Raw genomic sequence first — 18779 nt, forward strand, 5'->3', positions numbered from 1 at the left:
TAGAGATAGCTGTGCTTAAAACACAGGTTTGACCTGGTTTAATCCCAGTTTAACTCAAGTAATTAGTTAGCCCGCTGCGAAAGTTTCTATGATCCGGGATTTATCCATGTTATACTCATAAAAAGATTGCCCTGAATTTTGCAGATCTGCTTTTTACTTTTTGCGTACTTTCCCGAAGATGGTTAAATTAAGAGCGGGAGGAAATTTAATGGCAAATCAACGTAGACTGGGAATATTCTCGTGGTTTGGTTTTGTACTCCCTTTTCAAAAACGGCTGAGCCTAATCAAAGAGGCCGGATTCGACGCAACTTCTATCTGGTGGGAAGATGAGGATACACCATGGCAAACCAAAAAAGAGCATATGCCCCAGTTAGTTAAAGATATGGGGCTGGAATTAGATAACCTACATGTCCCTTACAATAATTCTAACGAATTGTGGTCGGAGCGCGAATCCGTCAGATCAAATTTTATTCAACGGCATATCCGCTGGCTTAATGACTGCGCCAACCATCATGTACCGCTCATGGTCATGCATCTGACCGAAGGCCTCAATCCTCCGGCCCCCAACCATTACGGCCTGCAAAGTTTTTACGAGCTTGTGAAGGCCGCGGAAGAGCTTGGAGTGACCATCGCCATCGAAAACACCCGCCGCAGTGACAATCTTCCTTATCTGCTCTCCGCAATCCCCTCAAGCCGTCTGGGGTATTGCTATGACAGTTCTCATTACTTTTTATCCAACAAACAGGACTTCGACTTACTGAAAAATTTTGGCGAGAGGCTTGTTGCGACTCATCTCTCAGACAATGACGGGTTGGAAGATCGGCACTGGCTGCCCGGACACGGCATCATTGACTGGACCGTGTTAAGCAGGCATTTTCCGGCCACTTACCAAGGGGGGTTAACCTTGGAGGCCTATCCGACGCTCGAAGAACGCCGGAAATCTCCTGAAGCCTATCTCAAAAATGCCTGGCAAAAAGTCAGAGCTACCCGTGATCTCTTCGGAAATTTATAATTTCAGAGAGCGGGTAATCTCTTCAATTCTCACGGGTTCGTTATTTTGAATGATTATCTTTAGTTCGCCGTATCCCGTAGCCCTGATTAACTCAATAATCTTCTTTTCCTTTGCTGTAAGGATTATATTCGACCCATCCTCTCTCATTGATGTTCCTCCCTATTTATACTTTTTCTTTAGGAAACCCTTAACCAATTAGTTCTTCATTCGCAAACTCTCGATTGCCCGTTCACTTAGCGCCAGGCAGCAGCTATGCCAGAATATAAAAAATCCTTCCTCAAGGGAAGGATGCAAAATCCCAATCAGTATCTAAAGCATCTAATCAACATTACAAGATACCGATCACCTTCCCTAACACCCCGTAGGTCCAAAAGTGTGGTATGAGCAGGTCTCCTGGCTCAAGATCAACATCGGCTCACGTCTTCCCGAATAAATTTCAGTGACAGTTTGTGAGCAAACTCCCTTTTACAGTGGCGGGTACCGCGTCAGGCTTAACTGACTTCCCTTTTCAGTTTCTATCCAAAGATAGAAATCACTCATCACCGCATATTAAGTTCTATGTTTACAGAATACCATGAAAAAAGGGACATTGTCTAGAGGTGCAAAAAAGCCGTACTTCTCCTTTGGAGAAGATACGGCTTAATATTTTTTTTGGTGCGCCACCCAGGATTCGAACCAGGGACCTGCCGATTAAGAGTCGGATGCTCTACCAGCTGAGCTAGTGGCGCATTTAGAAGAACAGTAATTAGTATACCTAAGGAAGTTAAAATAGTCAAGCCTTTTCTCGATCTTTAGTTCCGATCTTTAGTTCCGGCTATAAGAAAGAGAACTGATCCTGAGGTGGGTTTTCAGGAATTAACGAAGTTCGGGATCAGCGGCAAGGTTTAATATAGCCTGAGCATATACCTTAGTCGTTAAGAGAATATTGTCAATGGAAATGTATTCATCTGCGCAATGGATTACCTCAGGTTCACCCGGAAAAACAGGGCCAAAGGCAACCCCTTGCGGCAATGCTTTGGCATAGGTTCCCCCGCCTATGGCAAAAGCATAGGGTTTGAGGCCCGTAACATCGGCATAGGCTTTAAGCAGGGACTGAACTAAATCGCTGTCTTTAGGAACATGATGAGCCTTCTGCTGGCTGATCACCTGCAAACTATAGTTTTCTTTTTGAGCGACTTTTTCTATAGGCAGCAGCACATCTTCACGTTCATAAGTAACTGGGTAACGTATATCCAGAACGAAACGTATCTGGTCGGACTTTAATTCTAAAATGCCGAGATTGAGGGATAATTGACCGGAGGGTTCGTCACTGTAGGCAATGCCAAAGCCTTCCCCGGAGAAGCCTGTGCCGGGATAGTTTAAAAGGAAATCAAGAGCTGCTTGTTCTTCCGCACTAAGAGACAAACACCGTAAAAACTTCAAAGCGTAAAGAACTGCATTTTTACCTTGTTGGGGAAGACTGCCATGAGCCCCGACCCCTTTAAACGTGAGCTTTATTTCCTGTCCGGCCTGCTGGGCCTGGATTTGTCCGCTGACATCCTGCGGAAAAGCAAAGTCCTGCAAGGATTGAGCAACACTGCCGTGATCAAGTCCGGTTAAAGTAACTTCGCAAATATCCGGGACGACATTGGCCCGTTCTCCGCCGCGGATAGTGACAAGATGCGGCAAAGAGGCTGCAAAGGATTTCTTAAATTCAAGATGGAGAATTCCCTTTTCGGCATGGATTAAAGGAAACTCAGCGTCAGGTGCGAAGCCCATATAGGGAACTTCTTCTTTTTGCAGATAATAGTCCATGTCGGCCCAGCCGGACTCTTCATCCGTGCCCAGAATCAAGCGCACTCGTTTACTCAAAGGTATTTTAGCATCTTTTATGGCTTTCATGGCAAACAGAGCTGCCAAAGACGGTCCTTTATCATCTAAGGCGCCCCGCCCATAAATTTTTCCGTCTTTAATTGCTGCACTATAGGGCGGGACAGACCAGCCGTCCCCTTCCGGCACAACGTCCAAGTGACCTAATATGCCAAAGAGTTCTCCGGAACCCATTTCTATATGACCGGCATAGCCGTCTACATTCTTCACAGCAAAGCCCAGTTTTTCACCCAATTTCAAAGTCCACTCTAAAGCTTCCCGTATTCCAGGTCCAAAGGGAGCCCCCTGGGCCGCCTGGGTCATGTCTTTAACACTTTTAATTTGGATGCAGGCCTGCACAGCCGAAACTATGTCTTCTTTCATGGCGTTAATTTGTTCGTCGAGACGCATCAGCAATCATTCCCCCGTCTTTTTATGTTTGTTTCAACCCATCCTATCATACCCGGCTTGATAAATGAAGATGCATAAGTTATCACCCCAAGAACTAAGGCGTTAAGGTGGAAAACTTGACATCAATTGTCGTACCTTTGGGCACTACTTTTCCCGCCTGAGGATTTTGTTCCGTTACAAGACCACTGCCCGAAAAATTAAAATGAAGTTCGGACTTGGCCAACATGTCCCCCACTTGACGCATCGTCATTCCGGTTAAATCAGGAACAACAGCTTCTCCGCCGACAGGCGAACGATCCGGGACAACCGGTTTGGGAGAAGGCCTGACCGGAAAATCGCCAGAAGATATCGTAACCGTGCTTTGCGTATCTTTAGCCACCGGCAAACCATAATATTGCAGCGCCCCTTCAATAATGGCCTTGGACGGAGGACCTCCTAACGTTCCGCCTTGGTGCCCTTCGGCGCTTTTAGGGGTATCGAGGATCACTAAAACGGCTATTTTGGGATTTTCCGCCGGAGCATACGCCGCAAAGGAAGCAATGAAGTCTGTTGGAGAATATTCCCCGGTCTTAGGATCTACTTTCTGCGCGGTTCCCGTTTTACCGGCAACATTGATGCCCGGAATTTGCGCAAGATGACCCGTCCCCCCTGATACGACTTGCTCAAGGATATTAGTCATCTGGGAAGCCGTTGCCTTCGAGATGACTTGACGGATTGGTGTCGGTTTTTGTTGCTGAACCACTTGTCCGTCCGGTGTCGTGATTTTATCCACGATATAGGGGCGATATAAAGTTCCACCGTTGGCAACCGCGGATATGGCCGTTAATAATTGAATCGGAGTCACCAGATTAGCTTGCCCGAAGGACATCGTTGCCAGCTCCAAATCGCGGACTTTATCCTGGGGAACGAGCAGACCGCTTTCTTCACCCGCGATGTCAATACCGGTTTTAGAGCCAAAACCAAAAGCCTTTAAATACGTATTAAATGCATTTTTGGTTAATTTCATGCCGACTTGAGCCAGCACAACATTGGAGGATAGCTGCATGCCCTGAGTAAAGGTTGGATTTCCATGAGCTTCCTGGTCTGAATCCCAGTTCGTAATTAAACGAGGGCCTACCCGCAAATAGCCAGGATCAGGAAAGGCTTCGTCGGGGCTGATCACACCCTCTTCCAAGGCGCCCGACCCGGTGATGATTTTGAACGTTGAGCCTGGTTCATAAGACATACTGATGGCTAAATTCCGTCTGTCTTCGGGGGAGGTCTGCGCGTAATTTGTCGGGTCAAAGGTTGGACGGCAACCCATGCCTAATACTCGTCCTGTCAGTGGGTCCATAGCCAGGATTGTCACACTGTTGGCATGAGCCGTTTGCTGCAGATTATCCAGCTGCTGTTCTATTAAGTATTGAATCGTCGCATCTAAGGTAAGTACTAAAGAGCTGCCCGGGCGGGAAGGGGCGCTTTGATCATTGGCTTTAAGAATGGAACGGGCCCGCGTGTCTTGTTCTTGTGACTGAAAACCCGGCTTGCCGAACAATACTTTGTCATAATAAGACTCAATACCTTCCACACCATGGCCTTCCAGATTCACGATTCCCAAAGCCGCTGCCGCCAGGCTCCCCATAGGATAAACACGTTTTTCTTCGTCATTCAAGCCTACCCCTGGAATTTTCAGCGCCATGATTTTCTCGGCCTTTTGCAGGTCCACTTGATGGCCCAGGCTGACCCAAGACAAATTCTTATTGAGTTTAGCGAGAATATCCTGTGAGTCGATTCCTAAAATTTCCCCCAGTTCTTTGGCCACAGTCTCTTTGGAAGCGTTGAATTTATTTTGAGTGATTAAACTCGTTAAGGTTTTGGGATCAGCATAAATCTCTTTCACCGGAATGCTTTGGGCTAATACGGTTCCTTGGGAATCATAAATTGTGCCACGTTCGGGCTGAAGGCTCTGGTCCGTTGTCCGGCGTTGAATTCCTTTGGCCTGAAGATCGGATGCCTGAACAACTTGAAGGACAATAAGTCTCCCTACTACCAGGAAGACAAAAAGAAACAGCCCAATATGGACCCAGCGATCCCGGGAAAAATAGTTGATGATGCGCCTGCCTCTTTTTTTCAAAAAACTCCATCCTCCTCTCGTTCATTATAGCATTAACCTCTCACTTCCAGTCCGTTTTAGACCTAAGAAATAAGCAAATTTTATAGCACGGATTGCCCTCAACATCATAAGCTATACAAAAAGAGAAAGGAGTCCTGCTATGAACAGCCCGCAAGAGATTGCAACGCGTATCACTATGGCTTGGTTAAACGCCTTTGCCACAGTCACCAAGGAGCTGGGTCATGTCGATCAACATATTCCCACCCCTCAGGAAGTGAGCGAATTCTTCATTGAAATTCACCGCACCGCTCAACAAACTAATACTTAAACTGTACCGGAAGAAAAAATAACCCAAAAGAGCTTACGCTATCTTAACTAACGATGGCATTATTAAAGGCCACCTCGCTAAGAAACCGCAAGCTCTTGATTGTATTTTTCCCTCAGTTGGGTGAAAACTATGCTCGTTGGAAAAAGGTATATTTATGAAACTCTGGTACACTTAGGCTTTGACGTTTTGCTGAGATAAGAGAAACCCCAGGAGCGCTCCGGTGAAAAGTCCGCCTAAATGGGCAAAATTGTCAATTCCCGGTTGGGAAATTCCAAAGCCAAGGTTTACTAAAATTACAATCACAAGGTTTAGGCCCAAACCGGATTTCCAAAGATGCGGCCGTTTATAGCTATAAATCAGCTGGGCGCCTAAAAGACCAAAAATTGCTCCGGAGGCCCCGGCCGAAAGTGCCGCAGAAAATAAGTAGCTTGCTATAGATCCGCCGAGTCCGCTCAGAATATAAATCAGGAAATACTTCTTATGTCCGTAACTTTCTTCGGTCAAAGGACCCAAAGCCCATAACGAGTATAAATTAAAGGCTAAGTGCATGATGCCTATATGAATAAACATACTCGTTAATAAGCGCCACACTTGACCGGCTTGAATCAGGGAATTCACTTTCGCCCCAAAGGCAATCAGCACAAGCTGATTGGTTGATCCGCCCGCTAAGGTCATGAGTAAAAAAACCAGAAGATTAATTCCTAAGAAAGTAAAGGTCACATACGGCTTCTCGCGCTTTCGCGTCAGAGGCTCAGGCTCCAGCGAAAGCGGCGAACCGCTGGCAATCTGCTTCAAGAGACGGGGAATATCTTGTTTTTTCGAAGGAGGATAAGGAAATAAATTGCCCAGTTTCAAATCCCAATACCACAATTGAAAGCCCGGAAAATGGTGCCTTTTTAATTCCGAAGAGTCAATTCCCGCAGGGCAAAAAACAATGGCGTCCCATTGGGGGATATTGGCGAATCCGGAAACTTTAGATCTTAAATCCGCAGTCAGCTCAGTTAGGTATCCAAAAAGAAGTCCGCGCTGAAGTGCAGCGTGAACGGCGCAGAGCCAATTTCCTTCGAGTGTTCTCACATCCCAGCCGGATTCTTTAAGGTTAGAGCTAATTTGTTCAAACATAGTCTCTCCTTGTTTTAAATTTCTCCGATAACTCCTCGCAGTAAACTCGGTATTCCATAGTCATTTTTCCCTGAACCATAGCCAACATTATGGATCACCATTTCCGGAAAATCCGCTTGCCGCGCTAAAGCTCTAATCAGAGCTGCACCCGTGGGGGTAATAAGTTCCCCGGTAATTCCCGAATCCCGGAATTTGAACCCCCGCAACAACATGAGCGTTGCCGGGGCCGGCAAGGGCAAAATCCCATGAGCACATTCTACAAAGCCCTTTGACCACGGCAGAGTAGAAATCCGAATCTCCTCAATGTCCAACTGATCCAGAGCGATGCAGGTGCCTACAATATCCACGAGAGAATCCACAGCCCCAACTTCATGAAAGTGAACTTGATCGAGAGTTGTTCCATGAACATGGGCTTCCGCCTCAGCCAAGGCGTTAAAAACTTGCAAAGCGTGTTTTTGGGACCGTTCGGACAACGATCCGCTCAGAATCATTTTCTCAATATCGGGAAGCCGCCGGTCATGATGATGATGATGGTGTTCGTGTTCATGTTCATGTTCCGACTGGTCGTCATCATGGTGATGCTTAGCATGATGATCATGAATAACCACATCAATGTCAGTCGCTTGGATACCGTGAACCTGACGGGACCGAATATCCAACTTAAATTCTGTCAAACCCATAGAATGCAGTTGATCGATGATCGCTTCAGGGTTTGCGCCCAGAGCAATTAAGGAGCCTAAAGCCATATCTCCGCTGATACCGGCAAATGTGTCCCAATAAAGAATTCTCAAGTTGAAGCACCTCGCAAATGATGTTTAGAAATTCTGTGAATAATTGTCGACGCTAAAGAAGCCGCCCCGAAACCATTGTCAATATTGACAACTCCTACCCCGGAGGCACAACTGTTCAACATGCTGAGTAAAGCTGCCAGGCCTTGAAAATGAGCGCCATAGCCCACACTTGTCGGTACCGCTATGACGGGCTGTTCCACGAGTCCGCCGACAACACTGGCTAGAGCTCCCTCCATTCCGGCGACAACAATCAGGACTTCCGCGCTGTCCATCGTCTCACGCTGGGCAAGAAGGCGATGAATGCCCGCAACTCCAACATCATAGACAGTCTCTACGACGTGCCCCATATAACGGGCTGTTAGCCATGCTTCCTGAGCAACCGGCAAATCTGCTGTACCTGCCGTCATAATCAAAATCTTGCCTGGAATTGTCGGTTCTTCCAAAGGACGCAAGAGCAGACAGCGCGCTAAAGTATCATAGTGAGCCTGAGGAAAATGAGGTAAGATTAAAGCCGCATGCTCAGGGGTAAGGCGGGTCGCCAGGACATTTTTGGATTTGGCCCCCAGATGCCTTAAAATAGAAATAATCTGCTCCGGTTGTTTGCCTTGACAGAAAATGACTTCGGATTGGCCTGTGCGCAGTGCTCTATGATGATCTAAACGGGCAAAGCCCAAGTCTTCAAAAGGCAGTTCTTTCAATTGACTCAGAGCTTCTTCAGGAGTACAGGCCCCCCCTTTAACCGACTCAAGAAGAGCTTTGATTGTTTCCTCATTCATTGTAGCTTTCCTCCCTCCGGTTCGGGGTTAAGGCTTCCCGAACGAAGTCCGTCTAAATCCAAGGTTACAAAGCGGAAGCCGAGCCCTTTGAAGGAGTTGGCAAATTCAGAATGATTCTGAAGAAAAGGGGCAAAATTCTCAATTGGGATCTCGATACGCGCAATGTCACCATGGACCCTGACGCGACATTCTCCAAAACCTTTGCTCTGGAGAATGGCTTCAGCTTGAGCAACTTTAGATAACAGCTCAAGCGTAATCAAGTCCCCATATGGAACCCTCGAAGCAAGACAGGCCATGGAGGGTTTATTCCAAGTCCTTAAATTGCGGCGTTGCGATAATAAGCGTATCTCTTCTTTTGTGAGTCCGACTTCAAGTAAAGGGCTTTTGACTTTTAATTCTTGCAAAGCCTTTCGTCCCGGTCTGTAATCCTGGGAATCCGAAGCATTTGTTCCTTCAATGAGCGTGGTATAACCCAATCCCTCGCCTAAAGCTAAAAACCTGGAGAAAATTTCTTTTTTGCAAAAATAACACCGTTCCGGTGAATTAGCTCGGAATTCTTGCAACTCCAGCACGTTTATATCAATCACTTCTAAGGGGAATTGATAGGTTTGGGCCAAAGAGAGCGTTTCCTTTTGCTCTTGAGCGGAAATCATCGGCCCCCGGGCAAAAACTCCTTTGCAGTTTGCTCCCAAAGTCTCTAAGCTGACTGCCAGGAGATAGGTGGAATCTACTCCGCCTGAAAAGGCGACCAAAACACTTTGCAGCGATTTAATGAGGTCAATAAGTTGAGACTCTTTCTTTAAAATATCTGCATCTAATTTCATACCGTGGCTTTACTCCCTTCCACTCTATTCTACCTACGGTTTAAATGCCTGTCAAAGAATCTTTTGCAACACGAAATTTCAAAAAAACTTCATTTTAAAATGAATTATTTAAATAAAAAGAGAACAGGGTCAAGTTTTCCACTGCCCTGCTCTGATTCACCAGATACAATCGCCAATTCAGTAACGTCCTAAGAACTTAGCCATTTTTCCAGGAAACGCCAAATCCGCCTCTGGGGTATTTCCAATTGATGTTGCCGTAAGGACAACCAATCAAACAGGTGCCACACTCAAGACAACCTTCATACCCCACTGAAATCCGCTTCTCTTCATCATCCCAATCATAAACGTGAGCCGGGCAAAAGCGCGTGCAGGGTTTATCCTGGCATTGATTCAAGCATACTTTCGGGTCGTTGATCTTGATATGACTCAGTTTGTCCGTATTAAAGCGCACTAAATAAAGTTTATCATCTAATTTCATAGTAAGGCCCTCCATGCTCCATAGATATCTTTAAGGATACCGCCTTTGGACCTCTGCTCAAAGATCATTTTGATAATTTCCTTTTGGCGTTGCTTCTTGGGGGTCCCGTCCGCTGACAAATACATCTTAACAGCTTTGGAAAACATTTTGGGATAAAGTTTTAAGAGATGAGGATTATCCTCAAAGAATTTGCCCATATGGCGGTAATGGTGAAGATCTCTGAGCACAAAAGAATCGCGCAAACGGGTCTCATAGACCGCCATGGCCTGATCGCTCAAATCTCCGGCTTTGATGGCTTGGGCCGCGACTTCACCGGCAATTTTGCCGGATACCATAGCCAGGTTAGACCCTTCGCGGTTAAGGGAGTTCATAAGCATGGCAGTATCGCCAACGACCATGACCCCTTGCCGGTGCAGCCTGGGAACTTGAGTATAGCCGCCTTCCGGTATCAGATGTGCCAAATATTCTTTGGTTTCTCCCCCTTGTAAAAGTCGTTTAACGTAGGGTTTGGCTTTCAAGTTTTCTAAAAGATCGTTAGGAGTCCATTGTTCCTGGATCAAACGATCCAGTATGGCTCCGACGCCAATCGATATGGAATCCTTGTTTGTGTAAATAAAGCCGACACCCATCATACCTGCGGTGGAGTCTCCATATAACTCGATAGTAGCTCCTTGTCCTTCGTCAAGGCAGAAACGATCTTCAATCTTTTCTTTGGGGAGAGCGATTACTTCTTTAGCCGTCACAGCGACTGAAGCAGGTTTTAAAGGTCTGGCCAGTCCGGCTTTTACCGCTAAAAAGTTGTTAACCCCTTCAGCGATAATCACGACTTTAGCGCCTAAATCTCCTTCCGCGCGCCCGGTGCGAACTCCCACAACGTTCCCGTTGAGATAAAGCAGATCTTCCACGAGAGTTTCCGTGATGATCATAACACCGGCTTTTTCGGCTTGCTGAGCCAACCAGCGGTCAAATTTAACGCGCAGGATCGAATGAGCGTTATAAGGTTCCGTCGCCCAGGCCGGGTCCCGATAACCGGCGAGGATAGATTCATCCCCGCTCAACATAGCAATTCTTTGTTCAATAATCGGCCGTTCTAAAGGTGCCTCTTTCCAAAACTCAGGTACAACCATATCCGTAGCTTTAGTATAGAGAATACCGCCCATTACGTTCTTTGTGCCGGGATAATCTCCGCGTTCAATGACTAATGTTTTCATACCTGCATTAGCAGCACTAATTGCGGCAGATAGGCCAGCAGGACCGCCTCCGACGATGATCACATCAAAGTTTTCCATGTTTGCCCCTCCTTAATTAGCCACGCCATGCTGAAGGCGTTTTTTGAATTCTGCTGTCAATGCCGGTACTATCTGAAAAAGATCTCCGACAATACCATAATTAGCAACTCTTAAAATCGGAGCTTCCGGATCATTGTTAATGGCGATAATGAAATCTGAAGTTTCCATACCCACCAAATGCTGAATTGCCCCGGAAATCCCGATAGCAATGTATACTTTGGGACGAACTGTTACTCCGGACTGTCCGACTTGCTGGTCATGGCTGAGCCAGCCCGCTTCAACAGCTCCGCGCGATCCGGCAAGAGTGGCACCTAAAGCCTCGGCCAATTCCTCCGCCAAAACCAGATTGCGCTTAGCAGCAATTCCCAGACCCACGGCAACGATGATTTCCGCTTTATCCAAGAAAGCGCTCTTGGCGTCGGCAGGAATAAACTCCAGAACTTTGGTGCGGAAATCCTCTTCCGTTAAAGCAAATTCTTCGCGGATAAGTTCTCCGCTTCGCCCTTCGACACGTTCAGGCATTCCCATGACTCTGGGGCGGACAGTGGCCATTTGCGGGCGCCTCGTGCGGCAAAGGATCGTGGCCATGATATTGCCGCCAAAGGCCGGCCGGGTTTGTTGCAGAAGCTTGGTCTCGGGATCAATTCCCAAAACCGTGCAATCAGCCGTCAGACCTGTTTGCATTTTAGTGGCAACAGCGGGGAAGACATCCCGTCCCATTGAGGTGGCGCCCATCAAAATAATTTCCGGTTGATATTTGCGAACCAAAGCCGCAATTGCCTCGGCATAAGGTTCTGTACGATAATCCTTAAGTACTGGATGGTCTACAACATAAACTTTCTCTGCCCCATAGGCAAAAGCTTCAGGAATCACGCCCTCAACCTGATGCCCCGCAATTACGCCGCAAAGCTCACAGCCAAGGGAATCGGCCAGCTTTCGGCCTTCGCCCAGCAATTCCCAGGATACAGGCGCAATCCTGCCATTGCTGTATTCAATAATAACCCAAACCCCACTCCAAACATCTCCGCCGGCCACAGGAGACACTTGAGAACGGATCGTCTTCTTCTCATTGCCCTGGGAATAATCACTGACCGCTTCAGGGAGCGGATCTTTTAAATTAAACTTTGAACCCGCCTCCGGAGAACGTTGTTCGGGATTTGCTTGAGCTTGAGCTGGAACGGCAAGAGATAAAGCGTTCGTCGGGCAGACTTTAACGCAGGCCCCCAGGTCCTTACACTTTTGGGGATCGGGAACTGCGACTCCATCAACAAGATCAATGGCTTCAAGGGAGCATTCCATGACACAAGCTCCGCAGCCAATACATTTTGTTCTATCAACGGCAACCGTCATTAGTGTTTACCTCCCTTCATGAGGGGACTGACCATGATGATATTTTGTTGGAAAAGTTTTTGAACAACCGAAGCAGCAACCCCTGAAGGATCTTTCATGCCGTCGATAATCTCTCCGCCGGAGCGGCCGGGAGGCGCAAAAATGCGTGAGACGCTGGTCGGGGAGCCCTTAAGTCCCATTTGAGTCAGATCAAAAGGCAAGGCATTGACGGTCCACATTTCGGGTTCATAGGCGGCGGCTTTCATCATATTGGGAAGGGAGGCATAACTCAAATCATTTAGTTCCTTTTCCACGGTAATCAGAGCCGGCAGTTGAGCTTGGACGATTTGCCGGCCGCTTTCCGTTTTTCGCTCCACTGTGACTGACGTTTCTGTCAGTTCTTTTACTTTAATGGCATAGGTTAATTGCGGAAAACCAAGTCTTTGAGCAATACCGGGACCCGTTTGCGCCGTATCCCCGTCAATTGCCTCTTTACCGGCAAAAACTAAATCAATAGGCTCTGTTTCGTGAATTTTTTTCAGGGCAGTTGAAAGAATATAAGCTGTTGCCAAAGAGTCTGAACCGCCAAAAGAACGGTCACTTAAGAGAATTGCGCGATCAGCCCCAAAAGACATAGCTTTTTTCAGGGCCTCTTTGGCTTGCGGGGGGCCCATACTTACGATAGTTACCTTACCCCCAACTTTTTCTTTTAAGCGAATTGCTTCTTCTAAACCATGGGCATCATAAGGATTAATAATTGATGGAACTCCCTCCCGCATGAGGGTATTCGTATTGGGATCAATTCGAACTTCAGATGTATCCGGTACTTGTTTTAAGCAGACCACAAAGTGCACAGAGCTTCCCCCCTCTATTCCTTAATAGTTTTAATTGTTTGAAGTTACAAAATCATTGCATAGTTACAGCATATTACAAAGCATAAAAAATATCAAGGTTTGACACATTCTTCATTAAACCAACACGATAATACAAATTCCATCAAACTTATGAAGTACACAACCTCCGCTTAGCTGTTTGGTGTCCCGGAAAGATACTTCTCAACCTCAGCCGCCGCTAAAGCACCATCCCCCACCGCTGTGGCGACCTGACGCAAAGGAGTATCGCGAATATCACCTGCCGCATACACCCCCTCAATATTTGTCTGCAAGTACTGATTAGTATAAATATACCCTCGTTCGTCGGTTTTTATCTCACCATGAATAAATTGGGCATTGGGATCTGTCCCCACGTAGATAAAGACACCGGCAGCGGGAATTTCCCGCTTGGTAGAATCAAGGACATTGCGAACTCGAACTCCTTCAACATAATCGGAACCAAGAATCTCCTCCACAACACAATTCAGCTCAAAACGAATTTTGGGATTTTCTTTCGCTCGATTGACAGCGATCTGAGAAGCACGGAAACCCTCACGGCGATGAATAATGATTACTTCTTCCGCAAACCTTGTTAGGTACACCCCTTCTTCAAGGGCCGCATCTCCGCCGCCAATTACGGCAACTTTCTTTCCTTTAAAGAAAGCTCCGTCACAAGTTGCGCAATAGGATACTCCCCTCCCTTTAAAGAATTCTTCACCAGGAACACCGAGCAAACGCGGTTTGGAACCTGCGGCAATAATGATGGACCTTGCCTCCAGTACTCTGCTTTCGGTCTGGATCTTCTTTACCGGGTCTTTAAGGTCAAAGGTTTGAACTTCTTCGAAAATAAATTCCGCACCAAAGGACAAAGCTTGTTGATGAAAGGCATTCATAAGTTCATATCCGTTAACCCCTTCCGGAAATCCCGGATAATTTTCAATTTTTTCGGTTGAAGCTGCTTGTCCGCCTGGCATTGCCAACTCAACAATGCCGGTTTTGAGCCCTCCGCGAGAAGTATAAATTCCCGCTGTCAGCCCTGCAGGTCCTGCTCCTATAATAACAACGTCAAACACTACAAAACAACTCCTCTTTAATCCTTCCTCAGATACCCCTTATGGGTATTATATGCAATTATACCATAACAAGCGTAAATTTAGAAAGGACTGGATTAGCAATTTCTAAAATTTTAGGAGGGATTTTTATTTGTTGGGCAGAATATAACCATTACTATCCATTAAAACATTATTGACTTTTATTGAAATAAAGGAGGTATTTTGGTTGCAGCGTTTTCTTAAATTCCTTGTGGGCCTTGTTTTAATTGTGGCTTTGTTAAAAGCCTCGAGCGGGTTATTTGAAAACTGGCTCTGGTTTAAAGATCTCGGCTATGCACAGCTATTCTGGACCCCCCTTTTGAGTAAGGTTCTTTTTCAAGCTGTCAATGGCACAATTCTTTTTATCTTTATCGCCGGAACCCTATTTTCCGCGCGCCATGCTATAGTGACCTTTGTCAATGAACGCCTGCGCCTGCGTTTGCGTTTAGTCCACGATATGAACCGGCCTGTCCTGAGCCTGAGCCAACGCAAGGTGACAGTTTGGCTGCTCATTTTCTCAGTTATTGTAAGCTTCGGGGTGAGCTTTATCGCCGGTTTTACCGGCTGGCTTGATGTCTTATCCTTTATCCACGCCACACCTTTTGGCCAGACCGACCCCATCTTTGGTAAGGATTTAGCCTTTTATTTCTTTCAGCTTCCTTTTTTGGAAACGCTGTTCAATGCTTTTTTCGGTCCTTTGTTTCTGCTTACACTCTTTACCGCAATTTTTTACTTCGTTACAAGGGTCTTGAAATTCCACTCGCTTAAACTTTGGCGCAAAGGGTCTGTCGAAATAACTGCAAGTGCTCGGAAACACCTGGCCTTATTAATTGGTATTCTTTTAGTTCTTAAAGCCTTTGGTTATTATCTTGACATATTTCAGTTACTTTATTCTGTCCACGGACATGTCGTGGGTGCAGGCTGGGCCGATCTGACAGCAACACTGCCCGCCCTTAAAATCCTGGTGGGCATTAGTGTCCTCGGCTTCGTCTCGGCGATCCTTGCCCAACCATTTAAAGACCCTCGCCTCTTAACCCTTCCCATCGCAGGAATTTTTACAATAGGAATTCTTATCTACGGTATTTTTCCCACCTTGCTCCAATCGTTTATCGTTATCCCCAACGAACTGACTAAAGAACAGCCCTACATCCAGCATGAAATTGAAATGACCCGCTATGGATATGGTTTAAACCATATCTCAGAAGTTGATTATCCCGGCAACACGCCCATAACTCTAAATACTTTGAAATCCGACCAGGGAACCCTTAATAATATCCGGCTCAACGATACCCGGCCTTTGCTGCAAACCTTCACTCAAAAGCAAGGGATTCGCCTTTATTACAAATTTAACGATATCGATATTGATCGGTACACAATAAATGGGGAATACCGGCAGGTTATGCTGGGACCCAGAGAAATTTCCACGCCCGATTTAGATCCCAAAGCTCAAACCTTTGTTAATTTACGCTTTAAATACACTCACGGTTATGGTGTCGCCGCATCATTTGCCAATGCAGTCACCCCCGAAGGGCTCCCCTCTTTCGCCATTAGCGATGTGCCTCCGGTTACAAATTTTCCTGAGCTCAAGCTCAAAGAGCCGCGCATATATTATGGGGAACTGACAAATGATTGGGTTGTCGCCGATACTTCAGTCAAAGAGTTTGATTACCCTCAAGGGGACACCAATTCAGAAACATCCTATACGGGCAAAACCGGTATTCCTTTTACTCCAATTAACAAATTAATGCTCTCCTTAAGCCATGGGACTTTGCGGTTTTATCTGGCAAGCGAAGTGACCCCAAACAGTAAAATGCTGATTTACCGCAATATTAAAGAGCGGGTTCAAAAACTGGCTCCCTTTCTTACTTACGATTCTGATCCCTATATGGTCATTGATAACGGCCGGCTCAAATGGATTATCGATGCCTATACCACCTCGTCAGCCTTACCTTATGCCAATAAATATTCCGGCCAGGATTTTAATTATATTCGCAACTCCGTAAAAGTCGTTATTGATGCTAATGACGGTACTGTTGATTTTTATGCCATTGATCCCCAAGACCCTATTCTCCAAACCTACATGAGTATTTTCCCGGGCGTATTTAAAGATTTTACAAGCTTCCCCGCCTCATTGAAAAGCCACTTGAGATACCCTGAAACCCTTTTCTCTGTCCAAAGCAATATGCTAAAGACCTTTCACATGACAGATCCTTCAGTATTCTATAACAAAGAAGACGCCTGGGATATTGCCAAGGAGCTTTACGAGGCCAAACCTCAGAACGTAGATCCTTATTACACGATCATGACAATTCCCGGGGAAACAAAACCGGAGTTCGTCCTTATGTTACCCTTTACTCCCGCCTCAAGCTCTTCTAATTCCCGCAATAATATGGTCTCCTGGCTGGCCGCACGCATGGACGGCAGTCATTACGGCCAGCTACTGCTCTTTAAACTCCCTAAGAATATTGAAGTCGACGGCCCTTTACAAATTGAATCCCGCATTGATCAGGACCCGGATATTTCAAGACAGCTCGCTCTCTGGGATCAAAAGGGTTCCAGTGTCATCCGGGGGAATATTTTGGCTCTTCCTGTCGGAGGAAATTTCCTTTACGTAGAACCCATTTTTCTTCAATCCGATAAAGGAGGGAGTATTCCCGAAATGAAACGAGTCGTTTTGGCCTATCAAGATCAATTAGTCATGTCTGAAAATCTGGGGTCGGCTTTAACTCAAATTTTCGGAGATGGAGCACCCCAGCCCACAACACCTGGCCAAGCCGCTTCTCAGCTCACCACTCCGCAGCAAACGCCAACTCCGGCCGATCAAACAGAATCCATCTCTTCGATTCTTGACCAAATGAATCAGATCCGCGACATCCTTGATAATTTGGAGTCTCAGCTTAAGGATTTACAGAGTTCAGCAAGTCCCGGGCCCTGACGGGCATCGTCTTTCCTGGGCGATCCTGCTGTTTTGAATTTAACTCAGTCATCGGCGAGGCGTTGCCAAACGAATATTTGTAAGTTTTCATAAATAAAAGCCATGCATATATGTGGACTTTACCCACATTATGCATGGCTTTGGTTCTGGTAAGGCTTTTAGGTATTTTGCAACAATCCTTTAACTTCAAGATTTGCAAATCACCTTAATACTCCCAGGTTCACTGTCTGACGGTGCCGCGGTAGCAGCAGGAGCGTCTATTTGGATTTGAGGGGCTGTAATTCGGCAAGGGTTGTATTGCCGTTCTTTGTAAGTTGGATTAACTCCGCGCCATCAACGGAAACGTAATTTTCATCGCCTTGCAATTTGACTTCCGAAAGCTTGCCATCAACCACAATGTAAGCAGTTTGATTGTCATAAACTATAACTTGACCATCCTCGCCAATGAGAGTTCGTATGGAATCTCCAAAAGGAATACTGCCTTCCCATTCAGTTTTTAAAGAGGGATTGCTGGTTACGTGAGTAAGGTCATCGGTTGTTTTAATTTTAACCAGTTGATCGTTTTTCACTTCACCAATATAAACACTCCCGTCCCTAATACCTAAAATCTGATCAGAGTTATTTTTGGAAATGGTAACCCGTTTAGAACCGTCTAAAGCCAGAACCTGATGAGTAGAGCCTACCTTACTGTCAATATAGAGGGTTCCATAGCGGTCGGAAGCAGCCATGTTATCAATAGTTTCTCCCGATTTGCTTAAGGTTTCAACGTTTTTCATAACATCAATTTCCAGAAGCAATTCGGAGGATTCATTTTTTACTGTAAGATACATCAAATTGGTAAAGGTGGAAACAACTAATTCCTCGATTTTGCCGCCTGCCGGAAAATTATCGATCGACTGATTGAAACGATCGTCGGGCGCAGTTGTGATGTCATCACTGTCGGGAAGTTCCAAAGAATATAACTCTGTAATCTGCGGATTATTATAACGCTTCTCAACATGAGGCTGAGCCGGCGTTTCCTTAGTTTCCGCCTTGGCTGGTTCTTTAGTTGTGGTTTTGTCAGTCGTTTTATCGTTCGTTTTATCATTCGTTTTTTCATTGGGATCTTCAGTTTTGGGTTCATTCGTTGTCGGTGTTTGAGTTGGAGTCTGAGTAGTTTTTGCTGGTTCAGTTTTAGTTGGGTAAACCGTAACATAAGTTACAGGATTGGGATTTTTCTTAGCATAAAAATACAGCAGTGTATTTCTGTCAGGCAACCATTGATAAGTCAAGACTCCCAAGGATTTATCGTTAGAAGGTGGGGCCTTTTCAAAAACAACCTTTTGCTTTTGTAGGTTAAAAACTTTAAACGTCCCATTTTCGGTATAGGCAATGTAATCTTTGGCATAAGAGACTTGAATATTGCTTAGATCTGATCCGGGAATTTCAGCCTTGAGCTGACGAGTGATTGGAGTGTTGTTCGGTTTATTAGGATTAATAACCTGCTTCACCTTATTATTCAAATAAGAGTAGGCCCCAAATTGCAGCAGCAAAGATATTAACGTCCAAACGATGATTACACGCAGTTTCTTCTTCATGAAA

At 45.9% G+C, this 18779-nt stretch carries 16 protein-coding genes, 1 tRNA gene and 1 riboswitch; of the genes, 3 read left to right on the top strand and 14 right to left on the bottom strand.

The features are described from left to right. The first annotated feature begins 208 nt into the window (after positions 1 to 208). Positions 209 to 1012 (top strand): sugar phosphate isomerase/epimerase family protein, encoded by an 804-nt coding sequence (locus REC12_RS14745; RefSeq protein WP_308895736.1) that lies wholly within the window; start codon positions 209 to 211, stop codon positions 1010 to 1012. Here REC12_RS14745 and REC12_RS14750 read toward each other — a convergent pair. The 4 genes from REC12_RS14750 to REC12_RS14765 all read right to left on the bottom strand — a co-directional run bounded on the left by REC12_RS14750 (position 1007) and on the right by REC12_RS14765 (position 5384). After that, positions 1007 to 1159 (bottom strand): DUF2292 domain-containing protein, encoded by a 153-nt coding sequence (locus REC12_RS14750; RefSeq protein ID WP_308895739.1) that lies wholly within the window; start codon positions 1157 to 1159, stop codon positions 1007 to 1009. The genes REC12_RS14745 and REC12_RS14750 overlap by 6 nt on opposite strands. Before the next feature lie 220 nt (positions 1160 to 1379). Then, positions 1380 to 1567: riboswitch (cobalamin riboswitch) on the bottom strand. 97 nt (positions 1568 to 1664) lie between these two features. Next, positions 1665 to 1740 (bottom strand) — tRNA-Lys (locus REC12_RS14755). 127 nt (positions 1741 to 1867) lie between these two features. Then, positions 1868 to 3271, bottom strand: a complete 1404-nt coding sequence (pepV, locus tag REC12_RS14760) for a dipeptidase PepV (RefSeq protein ID WP_308895740.1) — start codon at positions 3269 to 3271, stop codon at positions 1868 to 1870. Between the two features lie 94 nt (positions 3272 to 3365). Further along, a complete protein-coding gene (locus tag REC12_RS14765) occupies positions 3366 to 5384 on the bottom strand; it encodes a PASTA domain-containing penicillin-binding protein (protein ID WP_308895742.1) in 2019 nt (672 codons plus the stop codon). Positions 5385 to 5523: 139 nt separating this feature from the next. Between REC12_RS14765 and REC12_RS14770 the strand changes: the two genes are divergently transcribed. After that, entirely contained in the window at positions 5524 to 5691 is a 168-nt protein-coding gene (locus REC12_RS14770; protein WP_308895744.1) for a hypothetical protein, read from the top strand. A gap of 171 nt (positions 5692 to 5862) precedes the next feature. On the opposite strand, the gene REC12_RS14775 is transcribed toward REC12_RS14770, so the two are convergent. The 9 genes from REC12_RS14775 to trxB form a co-directional block, all read right to left on the bottom strand. Beyond that, positions 5863 to 6813, bottom strand: a complete 951-nt coding sequence (locus tag REC12_RS14775) for a rhomboid family intramembrane serine protease (protein WP_308895748.1) — start codon at positions 6811 to 6813, stop codon at positions 5863 to 5865. 14 nt (positions 6814 to 6827) lie between these two features. Then, entirely contained in the window at positions 6828 to 7604 is a 777-nt protein-coding gene (gene larC / locus REC12_RS14780; protein ID WP_308895749.1) for a nickel pincer cofactor biosynthesis protein LarC, read from the bottom strand. Beyond that, entirely contained in the window at positions 7601 to 8380 is a 780-nt protein-coding gene (larB, locus tag REC12_RS14785; protein WP_308895750.1) for a nickel pincer cofactor biosynthesis protein LarB, read from the bottom strand. The genes larC and larB overlap by 4 nt, the downstream gene beginning before the upstream one ends. Continuing rightward, positions 8377 to 9204, bottom strand: coding sequence for an ATP-dependent sacrificial sulfur transferase LarE (gene larE / locus REC12_RS14790; RefSeq protein WP_308895752.1), 828 nt, complete (start codon positions 9202 to 9204; stop codon positions 8377 to 8379). The genes larB and larE overlap by 4 nt, the downstream gene beginning before the upstream one ends. 196 nt (positions 9205 to 9400) lie before the next feature. Next, positions 9401 to 9682 (bottom strand): ferredoxin family protein, encoded by a 282-nt coding sequence (locus tag REC12_RS14795; protein ID WP_308895754.1) that lies wholly within the window; start codon positions 9680 to 9682, stop codon positions 9401 to 9403. Then, on the bottom strand, positions 9679 to 10971 hold the full coding sequence (locus tag REC12_RS14800) for an FAD-dependent oxidoreductase (protein WP_308895756.1): 1293 nt from the start codon (positions 10969 to 10971) through the stop codon (positions 9679 to 9681). Before REC12_RS14800 ends, REC12_RS14795 begins: the two co-directional genes overlap by 4 nt. Before the next feature lie 12 nt (positions 10972 to 10983). Beyond that, on the bottom strand, positions 10984 to 12321 hold the full coding sequence (locus REC12_RS14805) for an FAD-binding protein (protein ID WP_308895758.1): 1338 nt from the start codon (positions 12319 to 12321) through the stop codon (positions 10984 to 10986). Next, positions 12321 to 13154, bottom strand: a complete 834-nt coding sequence (locus REC12_RS14810; RefSeq protein WP_308895760.1) for an electron transfer flavoprotein subunit beta/FixA family protein — start codon at positions 13152 to 13154, stop codon at positions 12321 to 12323. The genes REC12_RS14805 and REC12_RS14810 overlap by 1 nt, the downstream gene beginning before the upstream one ends. 170 nt (positions 13155 to 13324) lie before the next feature. Continuing rightward, positions 13325 to 14245, bottom strand: a complete 921-nt coding sequence (gene trxB, locus REC12_RS14815; protein WP_308895762.1) for a thioredoxin-disulfide reductase — start codon at positions 14243 to 14245, stop codon at positions 13325 to 13327. Between the two features lie 205 nt (positions 14246 to 14450). Between trxB and REC12_RS14820 the strand changes: the two genes are divergently transcribed. Continuing rightward, entirely contained in the window at positions 14451 to 17198 is a 2748-nt protein-coding gene (locus tag REC12_RS14820; protein WP_308895764.1) for a UPF0182 family membrane protein, read from the top strand. A 257-nt stretch (positions 17199 to 17455) separates the two neighbouring features. On the opposite strand, the gene REC12_RS14825 is transcribed toward REC12_RS14820, so the two are convergent. Next, the gene (locus REC12_RS14825; protein ID WP_308895766.1) at positions 17456 to 18775 is read right to left on the bottom strand and encodes a hypothetical protein; all 1320 of its coding nucleotides are present in this window, start codon (positions 18773 to 18775) and stop codon (positions 17456 to 17458) included. Positions 18776 to 18779: the final 4 nt, after the last annotated feature.

Source organism: Candidatus Desulfosporosinus nitrosoreducens (genome assembly GCF_030954495.1).
Lineage (GTDB): Bacteria > Bacillota > Desulfitobacteriia > Desulfitobacteriales > Desulfitobacteriaceae > Desulfosporosinus > Desulfosporosinus nitrosoreducens.